The following is a 23,898-nucleotide window of genomic DNA, read 5'->3' as shown; positions in this document are numbered from 1 at the left end:
TGTTTAGCGTTACAATCGGTGTTTCAATAAAGTCAAAAGGAGAGAGTATGGCTGAAGTCAAAAGACGCGATTTCTTAGGCTTGACGCTTGGTGGCGTCGCCGCTGTCGGCGGTATCGCCTCCCTAATCGCTATGAAAAAGACTTGGGACCCGCTGCCAAGTGTTGTTTCTGCTGGATTTACGACAGTTGATCTAGGCAGTTTGCAAGAAGGAGAATTTGCCCAAGTGGAGTGGCGTGGAAAGCCGGTATTTATCATAAGAAAATCTAGTGGTGATGGGTTTGATGATCGCCGAGATTTTAAGATTGGCGATAATGTCTATACGCTTGGCTTGCAGGTTTGCACGCATTTGGGCTGTATCCCGCTATACAAACCAAGTGAAAAAGAATTTCTCTGTCCGTGCCACGGCGGTAAATTCACTATCGATGGTATCAATGTCGAAGGCACGCCACCTCCACGCCCATTTGACATACCACCTTTCAAGGTAGAGGGTATGACTCTAACGCTGGGTGAGGCTGGGGAAGAATACAACAAAATGACCGCACTGGCATAAGGAGAGAAAATGGCAGAGATAAAAAAAGCAGATGGGCTTGTTGATTGGCTTGATCAACGGCTTGGGGTGAAAAAGTTTCTCCAAGTGATGATGACGGAATATTGGATTCCAAAGAATATCAATTTTCTTTGGGCTATGGGTGTGCTGCTTCTTACACTATTTACACTGCTTGTAGTAAGTGGGCTATTTTTGCTAATGTATTACAAGCCTGATGTCAATATGGCATTTTATAGTGTGAATTACACGATTATGCAAGAGGCTGATTATGGCTGGCTGTGGCGACATATCCACGCGGTGGCTGCAAGTATGGTGTTTGTGATTATTTATATCCATATGTTTGTAGCTATCTATTATGGCTCGTATAAAAAAGGGCGTGAGATGGTGTGGATTGGCGGTATGCTGCTTTTTGTCGTGTTTTCTGCAGAGGCATTTAGTGGCTATATGCTTCCTTGGGGGCAGATGAGCTACTGGGCAGCAACGGTTATCACCAACCTTTTTGGTGGGATTCCGCTCATCGGTGATGATGTGGTTGAGTGGATCCGTGGGAATTACATTGTAGCCGATGCGACCTTGACACGATTTTTTATGCTCCATGTTGTTTTGTTGCCTGTTGTGATTATGCTGCTTATCGCATTCCACTTTTATTCTCTCCGCTTCCCACACGTCAATAATCAAGATGGTGAAGAAATCGATTTTGAAGCAGAGGCGAAAAAATACCAAGAAGGTAAGAAAAAAGACGCTAAAGTGATCCCATTCTGGCCCGTATTTATGTCTAAAGACATTTTTGTAGTTTGTGCATTTATGGCACTATTTTTCTACCTTGTATGCTACCACTTTGACTTTGCTATGGATCCAGTGAATTTCGATCCAGCAGATTCTCTTAAAACTCCACCACACATCTACCCAGAGTGGTATTTCCTATGGAGCTATGAAGTGTTGCGCGGCTTTTTCTTTGATGTGGGACCAATTAAGGCTGCTGACATTGGTCTTGTAGCATTTGGTGTGGCACAAGTAGTATTTTTGCTCCTCCCTTGGCTTGATAGAAGCCCTGTTGTGCGCCCAGCCCATCAGCGCAAAGGATACTTTGTGTGGTTCTGGTCGCTTATAGTTGTGCTTATCGTGCTTACCGTGTATGGCAAGCTACCGCCAGAGGGTATTAACACCTACATTGGCTTTGTAGCTTCTATCGCATTTTTATTCCTAATCTTTGTCGCGCTTCCGCTTATCACAATTAACGAGCGTAAAAAGGCTAACTGCTGTGGGCAATGTGGCAATATAGGAGGTGCAAAATGAGAGAGCTAAAAATCCTAGCAATCCTAGTTGTTGTCGTGGGTGTAATATATTGGGGTGTAGAGCCTTTGGCACATAGTATTATGCACCCCAAAGTTGCCGATGCGCAATATGACTATGTTAAAGCAAATGCCGATGATGTAGCAAAGCTAAAAGCTACAATCGCAAACCTTGAAACAGAGCTTCAAAGTGCGCGCAATGCAAATGATGCGATCAATATCGAGCGTTTGGAGAAAGAGCTTGCCAAAAATCAATCCTATCTTGCTTCTATTGAAAATTTCTGGAAGGAAATAGACCTAAGTAAAGGCAATGCGCAGGCTGGACGAGCTCTTGTAGAGCAATGTCTCGCCTGCCATACTATTGACTCTCAAAAGCTCGCTCGCTCTAGCGGACAAAGCAATGCTGATGTATCTGCTGCTTATGGTGTAACCCCTCCAGACTTGTCCAATATTGCTGCTGTATTTGACCACACCTACTTGGCACACTTCTTAAAAGATCCGGTGTTGGCATCAAAACTTTGGCATAAAGATGGACTTGCCTACCCTATGCCACCCTACTCATATCTTAGCGATCAGGAAATTGCAGATATTATTGCATACTTCGCATCAATTGCGCCAAAATCTCTAAATGACAAGCAGGTGTTTGAGCAAGCGTGTGCTCGCTGTCATAGTGTAAGCTACGATAATCTTGCAAGCACAAGTGATCCACAAGATCTTAAGCGATACCTTGGGACAAAAGTCCCGGATCTCTCTATGATGATTCGATCTCGTGGAGAGCATTATCTAAGCAATTTTATCAATGATCCTCAAAGACTACTGCCAAATACTGCTATGCCTAGAGTTGGTGTTACAGAGCAAGCTGAAAAGCAGATTGTGGCATATTTGGATTCTGTGGGAGATAGCAAAAAACACGAGCGAAACGCGCTTGGCTTTAAGATTATTATATTCTTCTTTGTTATGACAATTATTGCATACCTATGGAAGCGCAAAATTTGGAGCGATCTCCACTAATATAGCTCGCTGCATCTGCAGCGAGCCTCTAACACAAACCTACACACCAAGACAAATGCTTGTTTGCCACCAAGCTACAATGCACCTAAATATCCACGCTAGAATCTAGTAAGCTCAAAAACATAAATCGCAAAACAATCCCACAAGCACAATTGCCCAATCCACGCAATCAAAATATCCTGTATATTTCAAAAATCTTGCTTGCTTTAAGCTGTTTTTTTTTTTTTTTGATTAGAATGCCTGTCTAATTTTGACACGAAAGGGTTCTTATGCAGTTTATCAAACATATCTTTTCATCGCTCACGCCTAGCTTTTTGATTAGAAACTATATTTTTGGTATTTGTTTTTGGGCAGCTTGTGTGTTTCTTTTGCCAGATATTCCAATACCACTCATTATTATCTTGACGATCAATCTTTTATTCTTCCCATTTGCCACACTTGTTTGGGACGAAATGTGCGATATGCTTATGGGAGGCACTGCGGTATTTTTGCCACTCTGGACTATGCTTATTATCAAATTTTTTATCAAAGGTATGATATTTTCTTTTGCAATTCCTGTTGGGGTGCTTGGGATTCTCTATATTTGGTTTCGCACAAAAAATGCTTCTTGAGAGATACCACACAATCAAGCAGAAAAGATTGTTGCTGGTTATAATCTTTGCTCCAAAATCTCCCGTGCCTGCTTAATATCACACTCTATTTGAGCCTTAAGCTCTTGGAGTGAGTCAAAGCGGCGATTTTCGCGGATTTTTTTATACATCTGTATCGTTAGTCGCTCTGGCACCTGTGTAATCTCACTATCAATAATATGGCTCTCTATTGCATATTCCCCATCTGTGCTAACACGATGCCCAAAGAAGCTCACTGCCATTTTCCCATCTACACGCGTAGCATACACACCACTTGCTGGCAAAACATAGCCTTGAGCGCGGATATTTATCGTGGGAAAAAGCTCCTTGCTCGCTATCCCCTGCCCACGCACCACTTCACCAGATACACTATAACACCACCCTAGCATTGCATTTGCCACAGCAATATCTCCGTGTTTTATAAAGTCTTTAATCACGCTTGCGTGCAATGGAATCTCGCCATAGCATACTTTAGGGACAACAATCGCCTCTATCGCTCGCTCTTGGCTACTTTGCCTAATCTCACATAAGCGCCGCAAATCGTCCGCCCCACAGAGCCGATCCCTGCCAAAGCGAAAATCATAGCCCACAATGATTGTCTCTAGGCTTGGCAGGGATTCTAGCAGCGTAGCGACAAACTCCTCCCCGCTCATATGCGCCACGCTTGCAAACTCCACGACATAGGCATTTGGCAAGCGATCAAGCCGATCTTGCAGCGAAGTAAGGAAGCCTTGATTTTGCACGCTTGGATTGTGGCTAATTAGATTCTGCTCAATCGCTTTATCGATGATTAGCACCGCGCCACGATCTCCTAGCAGCTCTAGCAATTTCCTATGCCCTAAGTGTATCCCATCAAACTTCCCAATCGCCAGACTTGTAATCTGCTTAGGAGCAAGATTCTCTGCAAGCATAGATGAAAAACTCTGCATTTCCTTCCTTTCCTTTCACGCTAGATTCTGCCACCAAACGCACGCAAAATCCACGATTTTCTATCATCACTATGACTTCTTGCATAGAGCTATCAATCGCACCGCTATCTTGCACCACCCCTCTCTTGCTTCGTTTAATCCCTCTGCCCACTTCAAACTGCGGCTTAAAAAGCACGATAAGCTCATCGCTTAACCTGCATAAATCATCGATGATACACCCAATGCTAATAAAACTCACATCACACACCGCCACATCAAAACGCCTAGCATACCTGCGCACAAAATCTCGTATATCACAGCGCTCAAACACTTCCACACGCGGGTCAGTAGCTATGCTTGTATGCAGTTGCCCACTCCCCACATCGACACAGCAAACACGCCGCACTCCATGAGTCAGTAGCACTTGGCTAAATCCTCCTCGCGCTGCACCTACATCAATCGCGCTCTGCCAGCTTGTGGGTATCGCATTTTTGGCACATGTTTCCAAGAAACCCTGTAGTTTCTTGCCTGCACGCGAGACAAACCCTCTATCTATGATAGTGATTCTGGGCATGTTGGAATCTAGCTTAGATTCCAACCCTAAAGCCAGGGCATTAGCATTATTGGATTCTCGCGCGGATTCTAGTATTTTGGCTGCTAATGTTTCATCAATCTCGTATGCTGGCTTTTGCACTATGGTGTCGTTGATAGCGACCTTGCCTGCTTTTATCGCCTCCTGTGCTTTCTGCCTAGAGTCAAACTCCCCCAGCACTACAAGCAATCTATCAAGCCGCATAGATTCTGCTAAATCGCTTGGAATGGAATGACAAAATAGCTAAAATCTAGCACCTGTGGCTCCCCGTCGATTGAGATTCGAAGCTTTGCGTTATCGCTTTTCTCCATTGAAAGCTTCTCAAATGCCACGAGATAGCAGCTTGACCATTTGTTGATTGGCTTTAGCACTGCGTCGTATTCATCTGGGGTAATTTTTCGCATATAGCGTGGTTCTTCCCATACACCATTTGCGTTGGAGAGCTCGATTTGCACGCGGTAAAGGTTGATAGGCTCTTGACTTGGGGCATAGAGCTCGACGAAAAAATACTCCAGATTTTTATAGTATGTGCGCTCGATTTCATTAAGATGCGTAGCAAATACAACTAGATCAATTTTCTCATCGCGCAGGGTTTGAAATTTTCTCGTGGCTTGGATTTTTTTCTCTTCAAGCATTTGGGGGTGATAGCCTGACTCAAAATAATTCGTGCAAGCCCCAAACACACAAACAAGCCCAGCTATCGCACTATTTTTAGCAACCTTAAATGCGCTTTTTACACTCTGCTTCAAGCTATTCCTTTAGATTTTATATAGCAAAAAGTGGCTATTATTATAGCTGCTTTTATGCCAACTTGTAAGGAAGTCCATGCGCCATCTTATCCAGACAAGCGACTTGTCTATCGATGAAATCGAGCAGATTCTCCGCAAAGCCACGCTTTTTCTTAACACCTTAGATTCTAGTGCTAAGCGCCCAACACAAACCCTAGCCCACACCAATATCATCACCATATTTTTTGAAAACTCCACGCGCACACTAAGCAGCTTTGAATGCGCGGTGAAAAATTTAGGCGGCTCTATCACTAGGCTTGATGTCTCGCGCTCCTCTACTTCAAAAGGCGAGACAATCAGCGATACCGCCGCAAATCTCAATGCGATGAGCCCTCACGCTATCATTATCCGCCACCAAAGCTCTGGCGCACCTGTGCATCTCACCAAATCTGTCTCCTGCCCTATCATCAATGGTGGTGATGGCGCACACGCCCACCCCACTCAAGCCCTGCTCGATCTTCTCACGCTCAAACAATGCCTAGGGCAGAATCTAGCGGGAAAGCGCGTAGGTATTATCGGCGATATCAAGACTTCGCGCGTGGCAAATAGCAATATCGAGCTGCTCTGTCGCTATGGTGTAGATCTAACACTCATTGCTCCTCCACATTTTCTACCCACGCACACCAGTCTGCCCTGCACGCATGATGTGCGTGAGGTGATAGATTCTCTCGATGCGATTATCTCGCTACGCACACAGACGGAGCGACACAGCAAGCAAAACTATGGATCGCTGCGCGATTATGCACATGATTTTTGCCTCACGCGTCAGCTTGTGGGCGATAGAGATATCATCATCATGCACCCAGGACCTGTGCATCATAACATTGATATTGAAGATGAGCTGCTTAAAGATCCGCGCTGCAAAGTGCTTGACCAAGTGCGCAATGGCGTGGCGGTGCGTATGGCGGTGCTAGAGTTTTTTATCCTAGGGAGTGAGTATCATGGGCAAGCCAGCTAGAGAGCTTTATATCGGGATTATCGGTATAGGCGTTGTGGGCAGTAGTGTTGTGGAGATTCTACAAAAAAATAGAGAGCTTATTACTGCGCGCACAGGCGTGGAGATTATTGTCAAAAGGGGTGTGGTAAGAGATCTAAACAAAGCACGAGCATGCACAATTCCACTCACAGATAATGTCGATGAAGTGCTTTATGATGAGTCAATCGATGTTGTAGTCGAGCTTATGGGTGGGCGCGAGCTTCCCTACCAAATCGCCAAAACTGCACTCGCACAAGGCAAAGCATTTGTAACTGCCAATAAAGCCATGCTTGCCTACCACCGATACGAGCTTGCCAGTATGGCAAAAACCCCCATAGGATTTGAAGCAAGTGTATGTGGCGGTATTCCTATTATCAACGCGCTCAAGGTGGGTTTGAGCGCAAATGAGATTCTAGCGATACGGGGGATTCTCAATGGCACAAGCAACTATATCCTAACCAAAATGGCTCAAGATGGCTGGGATTTCGCACAAGCCCTACAGCAAGCCCAGAATCTAGGCTATGCGGAGGCAAATCCAAGCCTAGACATTGATGGCTATGATGCCGCGCACAAGCTGCTAATCCTTGCGAGTATCGCTTATGGGATTAAAGCTGCTCCTGAAGAGATTTTGGTTGAAGGTATTAGCGAGGTAGCACCTGAAGATATTGAGTTTGCCAAAGAATTTGGCTACTGCATAAAACTGCTGGGAATTGCCAAAAAGCATGGCAATGAAATTGAGTTGCGCGTGCATCCAACAATGATTGATGAAGAAAAACTGCTAGCAGATGTCGATGGTGTAATGAATGCTGTGAGTGTGGTGGGGGACTGCACAGGTGAGAGTGTATATTATGGAGCTGGAGCTGGTGGGAATCCAACCGCAAGCTCTGTAATAAGCGATCTCATCGCCATAGCACGCAGCTACCACATAAGCCAAAGTCTCCAACCAAGTGCTATGCTTGGCTTTATCACTGAACAGCAGTATAGCATTACCCCCAAAGAGCAGATAAAGAGCAAATACTACATGCGTATTCTTGCTGATGATAAACACGGAGTGCTGGAGAAAATCACCGCAATCCTTAGCAAAAACGCTATTTCCATTAGCACATTTTTGCAAAAGCCCCAAAAGCCTGCGCATACGGATTCTACACCAAGCCAGATAAGCAGCATAGACGGCTTAAACCAGCCAGAGTGCGCCAAGATTTTGCTAGCTACACATGAGACTTCAGAGCTCGCTATCCAAAATGCCATAAAAGGTCTGCAAGCACTAGAATCTGTGCGCCAGCGTCCTGTCATTATCCGCATAGAAGAGTAGGCGCCACATGGAAAAGCGTGTGCATGCTGCGCGCCGTGCCCCAAAAGCCAAAAGTGCAAGAGTCATGGGTAAAGTGGGCGAGGATAAAGCATGCGCGTGGCTAGAATCTAGGGGATTTAGGATTCTGGCGCGTAACTGCTCCACACGATTTGGAGAGATTGATATTATCGCATTGAAGAATGATGTGCTGCATTTTATCGAAGTGAAAAGATTCTCATCTAGCAGCCTCTCTCCACGCTACGCTATCACCCCAAAAAAGCTAGAAAAAATCTATACCAGTATCGCCGCACTCCAAACATACGAGAATCTAGCACAATCTGCCAGCCCCTCTGCTACTCAAGAGTTACAAAAAGCATTGCAAAATCTCCATGCCCATCAGCATTGTGTCGATGCGCTGCTGATTTGGGGCGATAGTATTGAATTATTAGAAAATATAAGCCTTGCGTGATCTCTACAAGCAATCTCATAAGCCTATCAAAGTCTATGGCTACTTGGCAGCAAATAAAGCAGTAAGCAAGCGTGATTTATCTAATTTATCCCCAATACATAGTTAATATGATCATTGCGACCACTTTTATTAGCAGCTATAACAACTCTCCCGCATCGCACATATTCTGCGAGCATATCGTTGCCAAACTTCGCAAGCTCTTTATCAGTTATAAACCCATACCAGCTAAGCCATAGTATTGCTAGATCTGCTTGAGCATAGCCTTGCTCTGCCATCTCACTATCTAAATCGCCAGCCGCATTGCCGCGAGATTGAAGAATCGCCCCTACCATATCATCAATTTCACCTTTATTTGGATAGTTGCTAGAGTTTTTGACTTTTACTCAGTACCTATCAAACACCGCGTCTAGCTCCACTTTTGAAAGCTTTTGATACTCTTTTATGCTCTTTGGTATATCGCTACCACAGCCGCCAATTATCAGCATTGCCATCACGCCTAATGGTAGGGATATTTTCATTCTTACTCTTTATGTAGCAAAGGACGATTAGCAACCAGAATCTAAATATCACTTCAATAATCATCGCTGTAAATTTTTGTGGAAATAAAACAGGTGGCCGGGAGAGAGGGATTCGAACCCCCGGAGGTGTTACCCTCAACGGTTTTCAAGACCGCCGCTTTCAACCACTCAGCCATCTCCCGCATATTGTAGAAAAATCGAAGTAATTTGGAGGCGACACCCAGATTCGAACTGGGGAATCAGAGCTTTGCAGGCTCCTGCCTTACCACTTGGCTATGTCGCCTTAAACCCCGAGTGGTGCCCGGAGCCGGACTTGAACCGGCACGGACAAATGTCCGAGGGATTTTAAGTCCCTTGTGTCTACCATTCCACCACCCGGGCAAGATACCATTGACTTCAAGGATTATAAAAACGATTTAAAGATGATGATTAAAAAGTGGAGCGGGAAACGGGGATCGAACCCGCGACCCCAACCTTGGCAAGGTTGTGCTCTACCACTGAGCTATTCCCGCAAACAGATTCTGTAAATAAAGGCGTAATTCTAGCAGTGCTTTGAAAAAAAATCAAGGCTATAAAAGGAATTTTAGTATTTTTTGCATACAATACGCCCGTAACAGCCACGCCAGCATAGCACAGCGCCTTATATGCCATATCACCTTCAAGGAGCACCATGCAGTTTGAGCCTTATCCTTTTGAGCGACTCCAAGCCCTTATCGCATCTATCACACCAAAACAGCCTGTGCGCAAGCTCACTATCGGCGAACCCCAGCTTGACACACCAGAATCCATCACTCACGCTCTGCGCGATCATGCTAGCGATCTCCGCTACTATCCACCCTCTGCTGGCATGCCCTATCTCAAAGAGGCTATGCTGGATTTTATCCGCGCTCGCTATGGTATTGCGCTAGATTCTGCACAGCTTATCCCAACATTTGGCACGCGCGAAGCGTTGTTTAATTTTCCGCAATTTTATCTCGCAGACATAACCTCCCCTGTCATCGCCCACCCAAATCCTTTCTACCAAATCTATGAGGGCGCTGCAATTGCCAGTGGGGCAAAAACAATCTACATGCCCCTAACCCAAGAAAACAACTTCAAGCCAAACCTAACCATAGAGGAATGCAAGCTCGCAAATCTCGTCATACTAAACTCGCCCAATAATCCAACAGGCAGCACACTAAGTCTCGAAGAGCTCACAGGCTGGGTGCAAAAGGCACTAGAGTATGATTTTGTCCTGCTTTGCGATGAGTGTTATAGTGAGATTTATAAGCTGCCAGACACGCTAGAATCCACTTTTTTACACAGCAATGCACCGGCAGGGATTTTACAGGCAAGCATTAAGGCGGGTAATCCCACATTTAAAAATATCCTAGCGCTAAATTCCATTTCCAAGCGCAGCAGTGCGCCTGGACTTCGTAGTGGATTTATCGCGGGGGATAGGGAGATTCTCGCGCGCTACCAGGTTTATCGCACTTATGCTGGGCTCGCCCAGCCCCTACCTCTGGCAAGAGCAAGTGCAGTAGCATGGAGAGATGAGCAAAGCGCGCTAGAGATTCGCAAAATCTACAGCCACAATCTCGCTCTCGCTCAAACGCTTTTTCCCGATGTCCCCATAGCGCCTTATAGCTTTTACATCTGGCTACCTGTGGAAGATGATCTTGCTTTCACCACGCAGCTCTATGAGCAAACTGGGATTCTCGTGCTACCAGGGAGGTTTTTAGGCAGAGAAAATGCTGGGGCAAACTATGTGCGAATCGCACTTGTCTATCCCACAGAGCAGATGAAAGATATCCTAGAAGAGCTTGCAGCTTTTTATACGGCATACAAGCACGCCCACATTGCCATCGCACCAAAACCTAAGATCCCTCCGTTGCATAAAGCCAGAATCCACTTTATAGGAATCGGCGGGATTGGGATCTCGGGGCTTGCCAAATATTTGCGCGCACAAGGTGCGACTATCAGCGGTAGCGACATCGCCCACTCGCCTACCACGCACTACTTGCGCTCACTTGGTGTGCAAATCCACATTCCCCATGATGCCAGTGCGATTACCAATCAAGATCTCATTATCCACTCCGCGATTATTACTCAAGACAACCCCGAAATTATCCAAGCTAAGCAAAAGCATATCCCTGTTTTCTCGCGCGAGCAAGCGCTAAGACTTATTTTGGATTCTAAGCGTGTCTTTAGCGTGTGTGGCGCACATGGGAAATCCAGCATTAGCGCTATGCTTAGTAGTATTTTCCCAGAGTTTGGTGCGATTATTGGTGCAGAGAGCAAGGAATTCCACTCAAATGTCCGTGAAGCTCAAAGTGAGAGCATTATCTTTGAAGCTGATGAATCTGATAAAAGTTTTCTAAATTCCAATCCCTACTTCGCCATCGTCCCAAATGCCGAGCCAGAGCATATGGAGACCTACGGGCACGATGTGGGCGTGCTACGCGCTGCGTATGAGGAGTTCCTAGGCAAGGCGAGCGTGCGCTGCGTAAATGATAGCGATGAGTTCTTGCGTGGTATTACTATCCCAAGTCTGCACCTAGACCCTGCAAAAGACATTAGCAATATCTCCTATGTCCTAGAAGATGATATGCCCTATACAAAATTTCATCTGCGGGATTTAGGGGAGTTTGCTGTGTGGGGATTAGGGGAGCATGTCGCACAAAATGCCTCACTAGCTATACTTAGCGCCCTAGAATCCATGCGCCAAGATTGCCAAAGCCAGGATTCTGCCCTAGAATCTAAACTAGCTTGCCACTCTAGCTATCCTAGCGCGCACATTGAGCAAGTGCGAAAAAATCTCAAAAACTTCGCTGGAATCAAAAAGCGCTTTGATATCCTCTGCACAAACGAGCTTACAATTATCGATGACTACGCCCATCACCCCACAGAAATTAAAGCCACAATCCAGTCTCTCCAAGTCTATGCGTGTCTGCGAGATATTACAAATATCAGCGCAATTTGGCAGCCACATAAATTCTCGCGGCTTTTTGATAATCTACAAGCCTTTCAAGAATGCTTTGAGGGTGCGTTTTCTGGCGATGGTAGGCTTGTCATACTGCCCGTTTGGCGCGCTGGAGAACAGCCTAGAGAGGTGGATTTTGCCACGCTTTTTGCACGCTATAACCCTATCATCGCCACGCGCACCCAGCGCAATGGCAACACACTAGAAATCTACCACAACGACACACTGCTTACTACACTAAAAAGCGGAATTGCGATAGGGTTTGGCGCAGGGGATATTACCTACCAGCTGCGAGGAGTGAAATAATGGGGTCCATCTCTGTCATCATGCTGTTTTGCTTGCTCATTGCATTTGTGCTCATCGTGCTTAAACAAGCCCATATCACAATGCGCAAAAAGCTTATCACAGGAAGCGTGCTTATGCTTATGCTTGGTGCTACAGGCTGGCATAACTACACGCAATCCAAGCGTGCCAATGTCGCCACTCTCCTAGAGCAGGCATTTAACGAAGAAAAAACCCTAAACTGCGAGGGCTTCCTTGTGCATAAAAATGACTTCAATCTTATCACGCAGACCTATACGCTTATTGGGAAATCCAACACGCCCACGAGCAATATCATCATCACTCTAGAAAAATGTGTCATCACCGAGCCCCAAACCCAAGAAGAAGAGCTACCAAATGGACATACAATCGAGGAGCTAGGGCGCGAGTAGCTAGAATCTAGCCCTAGGCACATGCGAAAATCCCGCTGGATTCTAGCCATGTTTAACACAAGCTTAACCTTTAAGCTAGATTTTAGAGCTACAATTTAAGACTCCAAATCACAAGGAGAATCCATGCCAGAGAAACTCACAGACCAGACAATAAAACACCTGCTCACCCAAAGCCGGACAATCGTCATCATCGGCTTATCAAGCGATGAGTCAAAGCCTAGCCATAAGGTCGCTTGCTATCTACAAGCACAAGGCTACACCATAATCCCAATCCACCCAAAGGGCGGAGAAATCCAAATTAACAGCATTAGGCATAGAGCATTTGCCACACTACAAGAGTGTGCCAGGGATTTAAATGAGCGTGGGGAGAAAATTGACATCATCGATGTATTTCGTAAAAGTGATGCGCTACCTCAAGTAGCCGATGAGATTCTAGCGCTTGGGAATCTAGTTGCCAAGAATCCAGAAAATCCCCAAAAACCCCTAGCTATGCAACTCCCCACCTGCGTGTGGGTGCAGCTAGGATTGACAAATGCAGAGGCAAAAACCAAGCTTACCCAAGCTGGAATCCATTACATCGAGGATAGCTGCATCAAGCTAGAACATGAGCGACTCTTGAGCCAACGCTAGATTCTGCCAATCCCTAAAGACTCTAAGCACTAGTCATGCTAGATTCACGCCAGAATCCATAGCAGAATCTAAATTTTCTAGCAAAATCCAATCTCCTAATCTTTTGCACTTTCTTGCAGTATGATTCTAAGTAGCTGGGATTTTGTATGGCAAGATTTTGGAGATAAATTATAGAATTTGCAAGATGGTTAAAGGCTGTGCATATTGGGCGGCACATAACTGCAAGTAAATCAAACAATCACTATTTAGTCAAGAAGTCAATGTGTCAAAGCTAGCTTGCTCTAGTCTTTGTGCTGGTAGGTGGCGAGATTATCAAGGACTTTTTGGTTGTGTTTTTGAGCAAAAATCATCTCCAGCGAGTGCTGCTCCTGCTCGCTTAGATTCTGCTCTGCTTGTGGCTCTTTGGATTCTGGCTTGGCAAAAATGAAGCCAGAATCCACTCGTGTGAATAGCTCGCAGTCCTCATTTTGCGTGTCTTTGATAAATATTTGATATATACCTCGGATTCGCACACTTACACGCTCCATGCCCCCTGGCGTGAGCCCTGCGATGAAATTTGCATATGTCTGCCCCAGAGAATCCTGTGTGATCTCAAAAGAGTCAAATGTGCTCCCAGAAATCATAAACTCATACATTCTGCCAATTTGCGTGGCTTGCTCCCTGGCTTGTGGCGGCTCAAAGCGCACCTTGGATTCATCGCAAAGTATCCCAAAATGCCGCCCACTTTGGCGTAGGAGAAGCAACATTTGCGTGCAAATACCATCATAGAGCATTTCAAATGCTTGGCTTGGAGTCATGTCTGTCCTTTTCTTGCTTTTTGTGGCTTGGGGCATATAGATACATGTTTAGATTCTAGCTACTTTTTAGTGCTTTTGGGCTTATGTGCGCCTTTGTGTTTTGCTGATTTGCTCAAGCTAGAATCTACTAGATCCATAAACTCTCCAAGTATTTTGCGCACTTCTTGCATGCCTATCTCCCAGAATCGTTCATCTTCTATATCAAAGCCAAATATCCCTACAAGCTCGCTTGGCGACTTGCTTCCGCCTGCTGCGAGAAATTCTGTATATTTGGAGACAAAGTCTTTGCATGCTCCGCTTTTATATAGCCCAAAGAGCGCGAGCACAAGTAGCTGCCCATAGCTATAGGCATAGCAGTAAAATGGTGAATGGATAAAGTGTGGGATATAGCTCCACCACCTGGCGTAGTTTTTGGTGAGCTTTACGCTTTTGCCAAACATTTTGGCATTTTCCTCTTGCCAGATTCTGTCAAACTCCTCCGCCTTTAGCTCACCCTCATGCGCGTGGATTGCACGCTCGAAATTTGTCATCACCACTTGCCGAAAAAGCGTGGAGAATATATCCTCGAGTTTGCCTGCATATATGGGGAGCAACTCGTGGGTAGGGAGGGTTTGCTTAAGATAGTCAAATAGTAACATCTCGCCAAATACCGAAGCTGTCTCGGCGGTGGTGAGTGGGGTGTCGTGGTTTAGCACGCCCACGCGTTTGCTTAGCTCTTGATGAATCATGTGCCCAAATTCGTGTGCGATTGTGAATGTGTCGCGTCGATTGCCAGTCCAGTTTAGCAGCACATAGGGGTGTGCGCTAGGCACGCTGCCATGGCTAAAAGCCCCGCCGCGCTTGTTTGGCATGGGGTGCGAGCTTACCCAGCCTTCTTGCAAGCTTTTATCGATAATTGCGCCAAATTCTTTAGAAAACTGCATATAGGTATTTCGCACAAGATCCAGCGCATCTGCGTAGGCTATGGAGCTAGATTTTGTATTTTTGGCAAAAAGTGGGGCATAGCGGTCATAGTCTTTGAGTTTGAAGCCTATGAGCTTGGATTTTATCGCGTAGTAGTCATGCACGATCGAAACACTTTTGTTGGTAAGTGTGATCATAGAATCCACGCTTTTTTGGCTGATGTGATTGCTCAAGTGGCGTGGAGCTTCTTTGGAGGGGTAGTGACGCAAGCTCGTGGTGATAGAGAGATCTTTTCGCACCATGTTTAGGATATACACAAGCAGCTGGCTGGAGTGTTTTAGGCTTTTGGTGAAAGCTTTTTGCGCATTTTTTCGCACACTGCGTTTGGGGCTATGGAGTAGGGCTAGCACTTCTTCTTCGCTTTGTTTTTTCTTGCCAATTTTTAGCGCGCTTAAATGCTCATCAAAGAGCCTGCTAAAGGCATTTACCCCCACACTAGAGGTGGCGATGAGTGCTTGCTCGGCACTAAGAGAGAGCTGGTAGGGTTTAGAGTCCAGCAGGCTCTGGAGATAAAATCCATAGGGCGTGGCTTCTTTGATGAATGCTTGCTGGGTTTTGGATTCTAGCTCGCAGAACTCTAGCTCAAAAAACACAAGTAGCGCATGGGTCTGGTTTGTCTCTAGCTCATAGCGCGCGTAGATATCGCCTTTTTGCGTGTTTTCTGCGAAAGTGAGAAATGCAAAGGTCATTACGCGATAGAGTCGCTCGATGAGCTCCTCATACGCGCGCAGTGTGGCGTGAAAATCAGCCGGAGAGAGTGTGGCGAGCTTGCCTTGATAGCGCGCTTGGAAGCTTATAGCCTGCTTATGTGTGTGTTTGGCATAGGCATCGCATTCTGCCTGGTTTGCAAACAGCGCTCCTAAATCCCACTCGTGCTTTAGGGATTTTTGTGTGCATTTTTTGGTGCATTTTTTGGTGTGCTTGTGGCTGGTGGTGCTTTGTTTTTTCTCCATGATTATGCCTTTGTATGGGGGTGTAGGTATTGTAGCATAACTTATCTCCGCTTCCTTTGCGCTAGAATCTAGTGCTGTAAATCCTGGGCGATAATCTCAAGAGTGTGCATAAAGCGCACATCTGCTTGCTCATGGGCTAGGGCGTTGGTGATTTGCATGCGACAGGCGCTGCATTCGGCACTTACGACTGGTGCTTTTGTCTGGGTGATCATCTGGGCTTTGGGGATTCCAGCTTTTAGCGTGAGATTATAGCGATCAGATTGCATGCTCACTCCGCCAAAGCCACAGCAGCGATCGGGTTCGCTCATTTCGATGATTTGGCGTGTTTTGCCAAGCAAGATTCTAGGTTCTTGGTGGATATGGAGGACTTTTTTCGCATGGCATGGGTCGTGATAGGTGATTTGGCGATGTGTGATTGGCGCACGAGTATTGAAGTTACCAGAATCCAGCGAGCCAGATGTGTTGCTTGGTGTGCTTTTGGAGTCTCGTGCAGATTCTAGTAGTGTAGCGAGATTGGTACTGTGATAGAGCCAGTGGCTTGCCATAGTCATTTTGGGCGTGAGCTTGCGTAGGCGTGGGAGCAGGGCTTTGGACTCCTCATCGTGCATAAGCGCGTGTTCCCAGTCTTTTATAAGCATAGCGGCACAAGTCGCTTCAGGGATTAGGATAGCATCAACTTCATCGATAAATCGCTCGAAAAGTTCGATATTGCGCTTGATGAGTGTCAGCACACTTGTGATATCGCCTGTGAAATACGCGGGCGCACCGCAGCACTCCTGCTCTGGGACAAGCGCATCAATCCCTAGTCTATCAAGGATAGTAAGTAAGCTCTCCCCCACGCCCTTGTAGTTATAGTTTGCTAGACAGCCGATAAATACTGCGACTCTGTGGTGGGCGAGATTTTGGGTTTTTGGCGCAGTGGCGGGGACTAGTCCTTTGTAGGTGTTAAGAAAGCTTTTTTTACTAAATGGAAAGACGATACGCTTGCTAAATGGGAGTGTATACCCCTGTGCATTGCTTTTAAACGCGCAAGGTGCGACAAACGCTACCATACTAAAGACAATGTCCATGAGCCTGCGGTGTTTAAGCAGGAAAAAATACAATCGCTTATACCATGCGATTCCATAGCGTTTGGCGATGTCGATACGGATTTTTTCTATCGCGACATCAACATGCAAATGTGATGGGCAGTTTTCTACGCATGTGGTGCAGAGAAAGCAAGACTCAAAATAGTCTTTTGTAAGCTTATCGAGTGAGAGATCCCCGCGCGCATACGCACCTACAAGATCGAGATAGCCCCTAGGTGAAGTTACCTCCTCTCGGTGGATTCTGTAAATCGTGCAGTGGGGGATACATTTGCCACATTTTACGCATGCTTGGGAGATCGCGTTAAAATCTATTATATTACTCATACTACCCTGCGCTATATTGTTTTGCTAAATGTGTGCTCTCTAGGCTTTGCTAGGTAGGTATCAAATACCATGGCAATATTGCGAATGAGTAGCGCGCCTGTGGGGGTGGTGTAGAGTCCGCGTTCAGTTCTGTGTAGCACGCCTAGGTCGATAAACTCTTGCAATCGCGCCAGCTCGCTAGAAAAATACTGCGTGAAGCTAATCCCAAAGCGCGCTTCAATGGGCGCAAATTCGAGACTAAGTGTATTCATAAGCTCCATGATGACGCTTTTGCGCAAGATGTCTTCAGGGCTTAGAGCAATCCCGCGCTCTAGCGGGATTCTACCGCCATCAAGCGCACTTTCATAAGCAGTCAAATCTTTGGTATTTTGCGCGTAGTAGTCATAGCCCTCGCTTATAGATGTCAGCCCTATGCCAATAGTCTGGGAGAATCCTTTAGTCGTGTAGCCTTGGAAGTTGCGACGCAGGGTTTTGCTGCTAGCAGCGAGATAGAGCTCGTCATTTTTCTTGGCAAAATGATCCATGCCAATCATTGCATATCCATGACTATGTAGAAAGTCAATGGTGTTTTTCAAAATCTCTAGCTTCACGCTTGGCAATGGTAGCGCGCTCTCATCAATTTTTCGCATAGTCTTTTTTATCCATGGGACATGGGCATAGTTGAAAATTGCGAGGCGATCGGGATTAAGCGCGACGACTTTTTCCAAGGTTTGCATGAAGCTTTTTAGATTCTGGTGGGGCAGACCATAGATGAGATCGAAGTTTATTGAAGCAACCCCCGCTTCACGCGCGATTTTTACAGCACTCCCCACAAGCTCCACGCTCTGGAATCTATGGATTGCCTGCTGCACACGCTCATCAAAATCCTGCACCCCAAAGCTTAGGCGATTAAAACCGCCAGCCCTAAGTGCCTGCATTTGATCGGGATTAAAATGGCGCGGATCAATTTCGCAGCTAATTTCTGCATCTGGTGCGAAGTTCCCAAAGCTCTCACGGATAAGTGTTATGATGTGTGAGAGCTGTTTGGCGTCAAAAAATGTCGGCGTCCCCCCGCCAAAATGTAGCTGCACAGCTTGGCGCGAGGTGTCCATGAGCGTGCGCAGGATACTAAGCTCTTTGTCTAGGTAGGCGATGTAGCGGTCTTTTTTGTCTTCTTTGCTGGTGTAGATGACATTGCAGCCACAGAAATAGCATGCACTTCGGCAAAATGGCAAATGCACATAGAGCGAGAGTGGTATGCCAGAATCTTTCGCCAAAGCGTCGTTGCGTGTGTAGGATTCTACAAGATCATCATAGGTAAAATCTGGTGTAAATTCTACTGCGGTGGGATAGCTGGTGTAGCGTGGGGCTGCAGTGGAGTAGCGCGCGAAAAACGAAAAATCAATCGCACTAGAAGGGCTTGGTGTGAGATTCAAAGCAGAATCTGCAGAATCTAAAGTGGGGACTGCACCGGAGTGCTGTATGTGAGTATCGTGGCTCATCGCATGCCTTTGAACAAAAATTGCTCTGGGATATTGAGAAAGAGATTTGGGTATTGTTTTTTGATTTCTTTGATTAGGGATTTGGTGTTGATTTTAGGCAGGGAACCATCTGGCAGGCGCCTGGATTCTAGTTTATTAAGTGCTACTGCTAGGACATCATCGAAATCCACAGGTGTTTGCTGGCTAATATCACGAGAGAGCTCGAGTAAGAGCTTTTCTTCATGGGCATTGCGAATGATAGAGATGATTTTTTTAAGGATATTTTGGGGCATGACGACATACTCTTCTCCGTCATCATCGTGGAGAAACCATGCTTCTCTTGGGTCAAACTCCCCCTTTTCTAAATGCAGCAAAATCTGGCTATTTGAGATTCTGCTAATTTTAGCAATATTATCCGCGCGGAAGATTTGTGCTGGGTTTAGTGATTCTGTGCTACTAGCCATAGCATGATTCCTTGTTGGATATAGAGACGATTGTGTGCTTCGAGCCATACTTGGGACTGCGCACTTTCGATGACTGCCTCACTTACTTCATAGCCACGATAGGCTGGCAGGCAGTGCAGGAATATCGCGCGAGAATCCGCGCGTGCCATAAGCCCTTCATCGACACAAAATCCCGCAAAATCCTTCAGCCGCTGGTGCTTTTGCTCTTCTTGCCCCATGGAAATCCATGTATCAGTGATGATGACATGTGCGTCCTGAACTGCTTGAGACGCGTCGCGTGTGATAGTGATAGGCTTGCTCGCATGCGCTTTGGCAAACTCTAGCACCTCTGTGTGGGCTTCATAGCCAGCAGGCGTGGCTAGGCGAAGCTCTAGACCAAGAATCGCCGCGCAGTTAAGCCAAGAATTTGCCATATTATTGCCATCGCCTACATAGGCGATTATGGGTTGGGCTTTGGATTCTGGGAGAGTGGGGGCGTCATCTGCGTGCTGAGTGAAGCGCGCATAATAGCTCGCAAACTCACGAGTATAAAATCCGCACTCAATCATAGTGAGCATATCGGCAAGCACTTGGGCTGGGTGATACATGTCAGTTAGCCCATTGATGACAGGCACAGCACTAAAGCGAGCGAACTCCTCAATCGTCTGCTGGGAGAATGTGCGAATCATCACCATATCCACCATGCCGCTTAGCACCCGCGCTGTGTCGCAGATTGGTTCGCCACGACCAATTTGGGTATCTTTTCCCATAAGCACGATTGCATGAGCACCTAGCTGATTGATCCCAGACTCAAAGCTCACGCGTGTGCGGGTAGAGGGCTTCTCAAAGATGAGCGCGACATTCTTATTGCGCAAGGTAGCTTGGCGCAAATGTTCTGGCACGAGCGCAGTGAATGCGTGCCTGGCGTGCTTATGCACAAAAGAAAGCGCAAGAATCTCATGCAGCTCATCTTGGCTAAAGTCTTTTAGCGTAAGAAAATGGCGCATATACGAGTCCTTGAAGCGAGTAATAAAGAGCGAATATACTTTAAAATCACTAAAATAATGCTTAGATTCTGCTTTGAGATCATGGTGCTGTGCTTGCTAATGCGTGGTAAAAAGTGCCGAGCCAATGCGCACCATAGTCGCACCTTGGCTAATGGCATAGGCAAAATCCCCGCTCATACCCATGGAGAGCGTGTTGATGTGAGATGATTGGGCTTTCATACAATCATAGAGCTCTTTTGTCTTTTGGAAGCTTTCTTGGATTCTGGCGATATCTTGTGTATGCGCACCAATAGTCATAAGCCCGCAGATTTGGAGATTTCGCGCTTGGGAGCTAATGCGCGCAAATGCTTCTAGGGTGGATTCTGGCGAGAATCCATGTTTGCTAGGCTCGTTGGCGCTATTTACTTGCAGCAAAACGCGCTGGATTCTACCGAGCTTTCCGCAGCGCTCATCAAGTGCTAGGGCAAGCTCTAGGGAGTCGATAGAGTGGATTAGGGTGGGGCTTAGTGCTAGGAGGGCATTGATTTTGTTGCGCTGGAGTGTGCCGATGAAATGCCACTCAATGGGCTTTGCAGGGGCTATCACAGCAAATTCGCCCACTTTTTGGCGCAAGTCTTGCACCTTGTTTTCGCCAAAGGCACATTGCCCAGCTAAATGGAGCGCGCGCATAGAATCTACATCTTGATATTTGCTTACTGCAATAAGCTTGACTCTATGTTCCGCAATACCTGTTTTTGTTTGATATGCTTGCGCGGCGACTTGTATTTGGCGCATAACACAAGAGAGATTGTTAGCAATACGCGCCTGCCTATCTCTTTCTTGTGTATTTTGCGCGTGCTTATCCCAAGCGTGTTTATCCATTGTAGGGTGTGCCGCCAAAATACACAAGCGCAGACCCCCAAGTAAAGCCCCCGCCAAAGGCATCAAGCAGCATAAGATCCCCCTTTTTAAGTCGCTTAGTTTTATAGGCTTCATCAATAGCCATAGGGATACTAGCAGCAGAAGTGTTGCCGTATTTTTGCACAGTTAGAATAATCTTCTCACTACCTAAACCGAGCTGCTCCCCAACGGCATTGATGATACGCAGATTTGCCTGGTGAGGAATGAAAAGGTCGATAGAATCTGTGCTAAGGTTATTCCGCTGTAAAATATGCTCCACATCAGCAGTGAGCGTGCGCACAGCATGCTTGAAGACTTCATTGCCTTTCATTTGGAGCTTGCCGCCTTGTATTTCACCTTTTTGTGTGCTTTGGATTTTGGCTTGTGGAGTCATGAGTAAGTCGCTATATGCACCATTAGCACTAATATGCACATCGAGGATTGCTTCTTTTGGGTTATCTGTGCGCGAGATCACTGCTGCTCCAGCACCATCACCAAAAAGCACGCAGGTCCCGCGATCACTAAAATCTAAAACACTGCTGATTTTTTCTGCACCTACGATGAGCACATTGTGGTATGCGCCAGATTCTACAAAGCTTTTTGCCACGCTTAGGAGATAAATGAAGCCTGTGCAAGCTGCCGTGATATCAAATGCTGGGACATCAGTGATCCCAAGCTTAGCACTGATAAGGCAGGCATTGCTAGGCATAGCCAGGAAATCTGGGCTTAGTGTGGCACAGACGACTAAATCAATGTCTTTGGGGGTAAGGTTGGCTCTTGAGAGTGCTAGGTGTGCTGCTTCCACGCCCAGATCGCTACCGCTTTGATCGTCGCTGGCAAAATAGCGTGTTTTGATTCCAGTGCGCTTGGTAATCCACTCATCGCTTGTATCAAGCGTGCTTTCAAACTCTGCGTTTGGGACACAGCGCGTAGGGACATAGGAGGCGATGGAGCGCATAGCAGCATAATACATCTCTACCCCTTTGTGCTAGCAAACGCTTGGGCGATGTGCTCGCACACTTTGGCTTCACAAGCTCGAAGTGCTTGATATACGGCGTTTTCTATGGCGCGGGCATTGGACTTGCCGTGGCTAATGATTGCTACTTGTTTCACACCAAGCAGTGGTGCGCCGCCGTATTCCGCGTAATCGATCTTTTTCTTAAGGTTGGCAAATGCGCCTTTAAGGAGTAGCCCACCTAGCAGGCGCAAGGGAGATGACTTAATCTCTTGCTTTAAGATATGGCTAATGGAGCTTGCCACGCCCTCGCTAGCTTTTAGCACGAGATTCCCACTAAAGCCATCGCACACGATGACATCAACACTGCCATTAAAAATATCGTTACCTTCGACATTGCCTTTGAAAAACGGATAGTCCCTAAGCAAAGTAAAGGCGGCTTTTGTCAGCTCGTTGCCTTTGGATTCTTCCTCGCCATTTGCTAAGAGCCCTACGCGGATAGCATTGTCATCATAGCCCATTACACTGCGCGCGTATTCATAGCCCATTATTGCAAACTCTACTAGGTATTCTGGCTTGCAGTCGGTGTTTGCCCCAGCGTCTAAAATCATACTTGGTTTGTCGGTGATTGTGGGCATGAGCGTGCAAATTGCAGGGCGAGAGACACCAGCAATCCTCCCGAGTCGAAGTGTGGCTAGACTCATTGTCGAGCCACTATGTCCTGGAGATACGAGTGCGTCAGCTCTACCCTCGCGCACCAGCTCTGTGGCAATGTAGATTGAAGACTCTTTGCGTTTTAGAGCATCTGTGGCGCTTTCTTCCATACGGATATAGTCACTACAATGCACAACCTCTATAATACTCTCTTGCAGATTCTGGGAAGATTGGATATGCTGCAGCTCTCGTGCGATAGGGCTTTGATCGAGCACTGGGGCAATCTGTTTCTCATCACCCACGAGCAGGATTTTGCATGCTGGGCAGCCGTGAGATTTGTGTGATTTTGCGGCTTGGAGTGCGCCCTCTACGATAGGAGCGACCCCATGATCTGCACCCATCACATCAACAGCTATTTTCCACATATCTGCTCCTTGGCTTTGAATGCGACCTCGATGAGCTTTGGGGTAGGGTTTAGGGCTATCCCTAAATCAAATTCTTGCAAATCGAAGTCTTTTGAGTTTTGTAGATTTACTTGTATGAGCCGCTAAACTTGTTGATATGATGTGGCAACTTCCAGCTGCCGTCTTTGTCTTTGATAGGCTTTGCTAGCGTGATTTTGTAGTGAGTCCTGCGCTTTGCTGCTCGTGTTTTACTGACTCGTCTCTTTGGCACTGCCATGATATTCTCCTTTGTAGTGGTAATCAAGTTTTATGGACTCTATCTCGCTTTGCAGAATAGAATCCAAATCGATAAAGCCATCAAAACATTCGATCACATCAAATGCCTCAAAGCGTTGGCTTTGTGTATCCCAGAATCCATCTGAAATATACAAAACCAACGCCTCATCAATGGCTTGCATAAATGCCTCTCCGCTCCTATCGCAGATAAGCTCGATTTCCCCCTCTAGCCTCGCCTCTAGGCAAAATAGCCCGCGCTCTTTGGCATAGAGCTCACCCTTTAGGCGTAGCCCATGCGCACAGACTTCAAACGCTTTTGGTGCGGAGGATATTTTGCGCGTTTGGATCTGCATGCTAGATTTAGATAG

At 46.4% G+C, this 23,898-nt stretch carries 26 protein-coding genes, 4 tRNA genes and 1 pseudogene; 11 read left to right on the top strand and 20 right to left on the bottom strand.

What is annotated here, in order from left to right; all coding sequences use genetic code 11:
• The first annotated feature begins 47 nt into the window (after nucleotides 1-47).
• From Q0171_RS07240 to Q0171_RS07220, 4 genes are all read left to right on the top strand, one after another.
• A complete protein-coding gene (locus Q0171_RS07240; protein WP_299328311.1) occupies nucleotides 48-551 on the top strand; it encodes a Rieske 2Fe-2S domain-containing protein in 504 nt (167 codons plus the stop codon).
• A gap of 9 nt (nucleotides 552-560) precedes the next feature.
• Nucleotides 561-1,844 (top strand): cytochrome bc complex cytochrome b subunit, encoded by a 1,284-nt coding sequence (locus Q0171_RS07235; RefSeq protein ID WP_299328309.1) that lies wholly within the window; start codon nucleotides 561-563, stop codon nucleotides 1,842-1,844.
• Entirely contained in the window at nucleotides 1,841-2,851 is a 1,011-nt protein-coding gene (locus Q0171_RS07225) for a c-type cytochrome (RefSeq protein WP_317279171.1), read from the top strand. Before Q0171_RS07235 ends, Q0171_RS07225 begins: the two co-directional genes overlap by 4 nt.
• 269 nt (nucleotides 2,852-3,120) lie before the next feature.
• The gene (locus Q0171_RS07220; protein WP_299328306.1) at nucleotides 3,121-3,462 is read left to right on the top strand and encodes a hypothetical protein; all 342 of its coding nucleotides are present in this window, start codon (nucleotides 3,121-3,123) and stop codon (nucleotides 3,460-3,462) included.
• 38 nt (nucleotides 3,463-3,500) lie between these two features.
• Here Q0171_RS07220 and Q0171_RS07215 read toward each other — a convergent pair whose 3' ends face one another.
• From Q0171_RS07215 to Q0171_RS07205, 3 genes are read right to left on the bottom strand one after another with little or no spacing between them, the layout of a single operon-like run.
• Nucleotides 3,501-4,409: a bifunctional riboflavin kinase/FAD synthetase gene (locus Q0171_RS07215; RefSeq protein WP_299328304.1), complete on the bottom strand. Its 909-nt coding sequence runs from the start codon at nucleotides 4,407-4,409 to the stop codon at nucleotides 3,501-3,503.
• Nucleotides 4,366-5,184 (bottom strand): SAM-dependent methyltransferase, encoded by an 819-nt coding sequence (locus tag Q0171_RS07210; RefSeq protein WP_299328301.1) that lies wholly within the window; start codon nucleotides 5,182-5,184, stop codon nucleotides 4,366-4,368. The genes Q0171_RS07215 and Q0171_RS07210 overlap by 44 nt, the downstream gene beginning before the upstream one ends.
• Before the next feature lie 8 nt (nucleotides 5,185-5,192).
• Complete coding sequence (locus Q0171_RS07205; RefSeq protein WP_299328298.1) at nucleotides 5,193-5,729, bottom strand: hypothetical protein; 537 nt, start codon at nucleotides 5,727-5,729, stop codon at nucleotides 5,193-5,195.
• A gap of 76 nt (nucleotides 5,730-5,805) precedes the next feature.
• On the opposite strand from Q0171_RS07205, the gene Q0171_RS07200 reads away from it, so the two are divergent.
• The 3 genes from Q0171_RS07200 (at nucleotide 5,806) to Q0171_RS07190 (ending at nucleotide 8,504) form a co-directional block, all read left to right on the top strand.
• Complete coding sequence (locus Q0171_RS07200) at nucleotides 5,806-6,726, top strand: aspartate carbamoyltransferase catalytic subunit (RefSeq protein ID WP_299328295.1); 921 nt, start codon at nucleotides 5,806-5,808, stop codon at nucleotides 6,724-6,726.
• Nucleotides 6,710-8,056, top strand: a complete 1,347-nt coding sequence (locus tag Q0171_RS07195) for a homoserine dehydrogenase (protein ID WP_299328293.1) — start codon at nucleotides 6,710-6,712, stop codon at nucleotides 8,054-8,056. Before Q0171_RS07200 ends, Q0171_RS07195 begins: the two co-directional genes overlap by 17 nt.
• A gap of 64 nt (nucleotides 8,057-8,120) precedes the next feature.
• Nucleotides 8,121-8,504, top strand: a complete 384-nt coding sequence (locus Q0171_RS07190) for a YraN family protein (protein WP_299328351.1) — start codon at nucleotides 8,121-8,123, stop codon at nucleotides 8,502-8,504.
• Between the two features lie 80 nt (nucleotides 8,505-8,584).
• On the opposite strand, the gene Q0171_RS07185 is transcribed toward Q0171_RS07190, so the two are convergent.
• From Q0171_RS07185 to Q0171_RS07160, 6 genes are all read right to left on the bottom strand, one after another.
• A complete protein-coding gene (locus Q0171_RS07185; protein ID WP_299328290.1) occupies nucleotides 8,585-8,836 on the bottom strand; it encodes a hypothetical protein in 252 nt (83 codons plus the stop codon).
• A 51-nt stretch (nucleotides 8,837-8,887) separates the two neighbouring features.
• Nucleotides 8,888-9,022: a hypothetical protein gene (locus Q0171_RS07180; RefSeq protein ID WP_299328287.1), complete on the bottom strand. Its 135-nt coding sequence runs from the start codon at nucleotides 9,020-9,022 to the stop codon at nucleotides 8,888-8,890.
• Nucleotides 9,023-9,116: 94 nt separating this feature from the next.
• Nucleotides 9,117-9,204, bottom strand: a tRNA-Ser gene (locus Q0171_RS07175).
• A 26-nt stretch (nucleotides 9,205-9,230) separates the two neighbouring features.
• Nucleotides 9,231-9,305, bottom strand: a tRNA-Cys gene (locus Q0171_RS07170).
• A 12-nt stretch (nucleotides 9,306-9,317) separates the two neighbouring features.
• Nucleotides 9,318-9,403: transfer RNA gene (locus Q0171_RS07165), tRNA-Leu, on the bottom strand.
• A gap of 56 nt (nucleotides 9,404-9,459) precedes the next feature.
• Nucleotides 9,460-9,534 (bottom strand) — tRNA-Gly (locus Q0171_RS07160).
• A gap of 158 nt (nucleotides 9,535-9,692) precedes the next feature.
• Here Q0171_RS07160 and Q0171_RS07155 point away from each other — a divergent pair.
• The 4 genes and pseudogenes from Q0171_RS07155 to Q0171_RS07140 form a co-directional block, all read left to right on the top strand.
• A pseudogene (locus Q0171_RS07155) lies at nucleotides 9,693-10,826 on the top strand (succinyldiaminopimelate transaminase); the annotation flags it as partial.
• A 33-nt stretch (nucleotides 10,827-10,859) separates the two neighbouring features.
• Complete coding sequence (gene murC / locus Q0171_RS07150) at nucleotides 10,860-12,290, top strand: UDP-N-acetylmuramate--L-alanine ligase (protein ID WP_299328348.1); 1,431 nt, start codon at nucleotides 10,860-10,862, stop codon at nucleotides 12,288-12,290.
• Entirely contained in the window at nucleotides 12,290-12,697 is a 408-nt protein-coding gene (locus Q0171_RS07145; RefSeq protein ID WP_299328284.1) for a hypothetical protein, read from the top strand. Before murC ends, Q0171_RS07145 begins: the two co-directional genes overlap by 1 nt.
• A 123-nt stretch (nucleotides 12,698-12,820) precedes the next feature.
• Nucleotides 12,821-13,327, top strand: coding sequence for a CoA-binding protein (locus Q0171_RS07140; RefSeq protein WP_299328281.1), 507 nt, complete (start codon nucleotides 12,821-12,823; stop codon nucleotides 13,325-13,327).
• Between the two features lie 281 nt (nucleotides 13,328-13,608).
• Here the strand turns inward: Q0171_RS07140 and Q0171_RS07135 are convergent, their stop codons facing one another.
• From Q0171_RS07135 to Q0171_RS07085, 11 genes are all read right to left on the bottom strand, one after another.
• Entirely contained in the window at nucleotides 13,609-14,124 is a 516-nt protein-coding gene (locus Q0171_RS07135; RefSeq protein WP_299328278.1) for a hypothetical protein, read from the bottom strand.
• 59 nt (nucleotides 14,125-14,183) lie between these two features.
• Nucleotides 14,184-16,040 (bottom strand): M3 family oligoendopeptidase, encoded by a 1,857-nt coding sequence (locus Q0171_RS07130; protein ID WP_299328275.1) that lies wholly within the window; start codon nucleotides 16,038-16,040, stop codon nucleotides 14,184-14,186.
• A 68-nt stretch (nucleotides 16,041-16,108) separates the two neighbouring features.
• Nucleotides 16,109-17,452, bottom strand: a complete 1,344-nt coding sequence (locus Q0171_RS07125) for a (Fe-S)-binding protein (RefSeq protein WP_299328272.1) — start codon at nucleotides 17,450-17,452, stop codon at nucleotides 16,109-16,111.
• An 11-nt stretch (nucleotides 17,453-17,463) separates the two neighbouring features.
• Nucleotides 17,464-18,933 (bottom strand): oxygen-independent coproporphyrinogen III oxidase, encoded by a 1,470-nt coding sequence (gene hemN / locus Q0171_RS07120; protein WP_299328269.1) that lies wholly within the window; start codon nucleotides 18,931-18,933, stop codon nucleotides 17,464-17,466.
• Entirely contained in the window at nucleotides 18,930-19,376 is a 447-nt protein-coding gene (locus Q0171_RS07115) for a DUF2603 domain-containing protein (protein ID WP_299328267.1), read from the bottom strand. The genes hemN and Q0171_RS07115 overlap by 4 nt, the downstream gene beginning before the upstream one ends.
• On the bottom strand, nucleotides 19,352-20,362 hold the full coding sequence (gene argF, locus Q0171_RS07110; protein ID WP_299328264.1) for an ornithine carbamoyltransferase: 1,011 nt from the start codon (nucleotides 20,360-20,362) through the stop codon (nucleotides 19,352-19,354). Before argF ends, Q0171_RS07115 begins: the two co-directional genes overlap by 25 nt.
• A 96-nt stretch (nucleotides 20,363-20,458) precedes the next feature.
• Nucleotides 20,459-21,223, bottom strand: a complete 765-nt coding sequence (locus Q0171_RS07105; protein WP_299328261.1) for a YggS family pyridoxal phosphate-dependent enzyme — start codon at nucleotides 21,221-21,223, stop codon at nucleotides 20,459-20,461.
• A complete protein-coding gene (locus Q0171_RS07100; protein ID WP_299328259.1) occupies nucleotides 21,216-22,214 on the bottom strand; it encodes a beta-ketoacyl-ACP synthase III in 999 nt (332 codons plus the stop codon). The genes Q0171_RS07105 and Q0171_RS07100 overlap by 8 nt, the downstream gene beginning before the upstream one ends.
• Nucleotides 22,215-22,216: 2 nt before the next feature.
• The gene (plsX, locus tag Q0171_RS07095; protein ID WP_299328257.1) at nucleotides 22,217-23,275 is read right to left on the bottom strand and encodes a phosphate acyltransferase PlsX; all 1,059 of its coding nucleotides are present in this window, start codon (nucleotides 23,273-23,275) and stop codon (nucleotides 22,217-22,219) included.
• Nucleotides 23,276-23,381: 106 nt separating this feature from the next.
• Nucleotides 23,382-23,531, bottom strand: a complete 150-nt coding sequence (gene rpmF / locus Q0171_RS07090) for a 50S ribosomal protein L32 (protein WP_299328255.1) — start codon at nucleotides 23,529-23,531, stop codon at nucleotides 23,382-23,384.
• Nucleotides 23,503-23,883 (bottom strand): hypothetical protein, encoded by a 381-nt coding sequence (locus tag Q0171_RS07085; protein WP_299328345.1) that lies wholly within the window; start codon nucleotides 23,881-23,883, stop codon nucleotides 23,503-23,505. The genes rpmF and Q0171_RS07085 overlap by 29 nt, the downstream gene beginning before the upstream one ends.
• Nucleotides 23,884-23,898 lie beyond the last annotated feature (15 nt).

Origin of the sequence: uncultured Helicobacter sp., from assembly GCF_937906905.1 — a bacterium.
Classification (GTDB): Bacteria; Campylobacterota; Campylobacteria; order Campylobacterales; family Helicobacteraceae; genus Helicobacter_B.
This window is presented reverse-complemented; position numbering and strand designations above follow the sequence as displayed.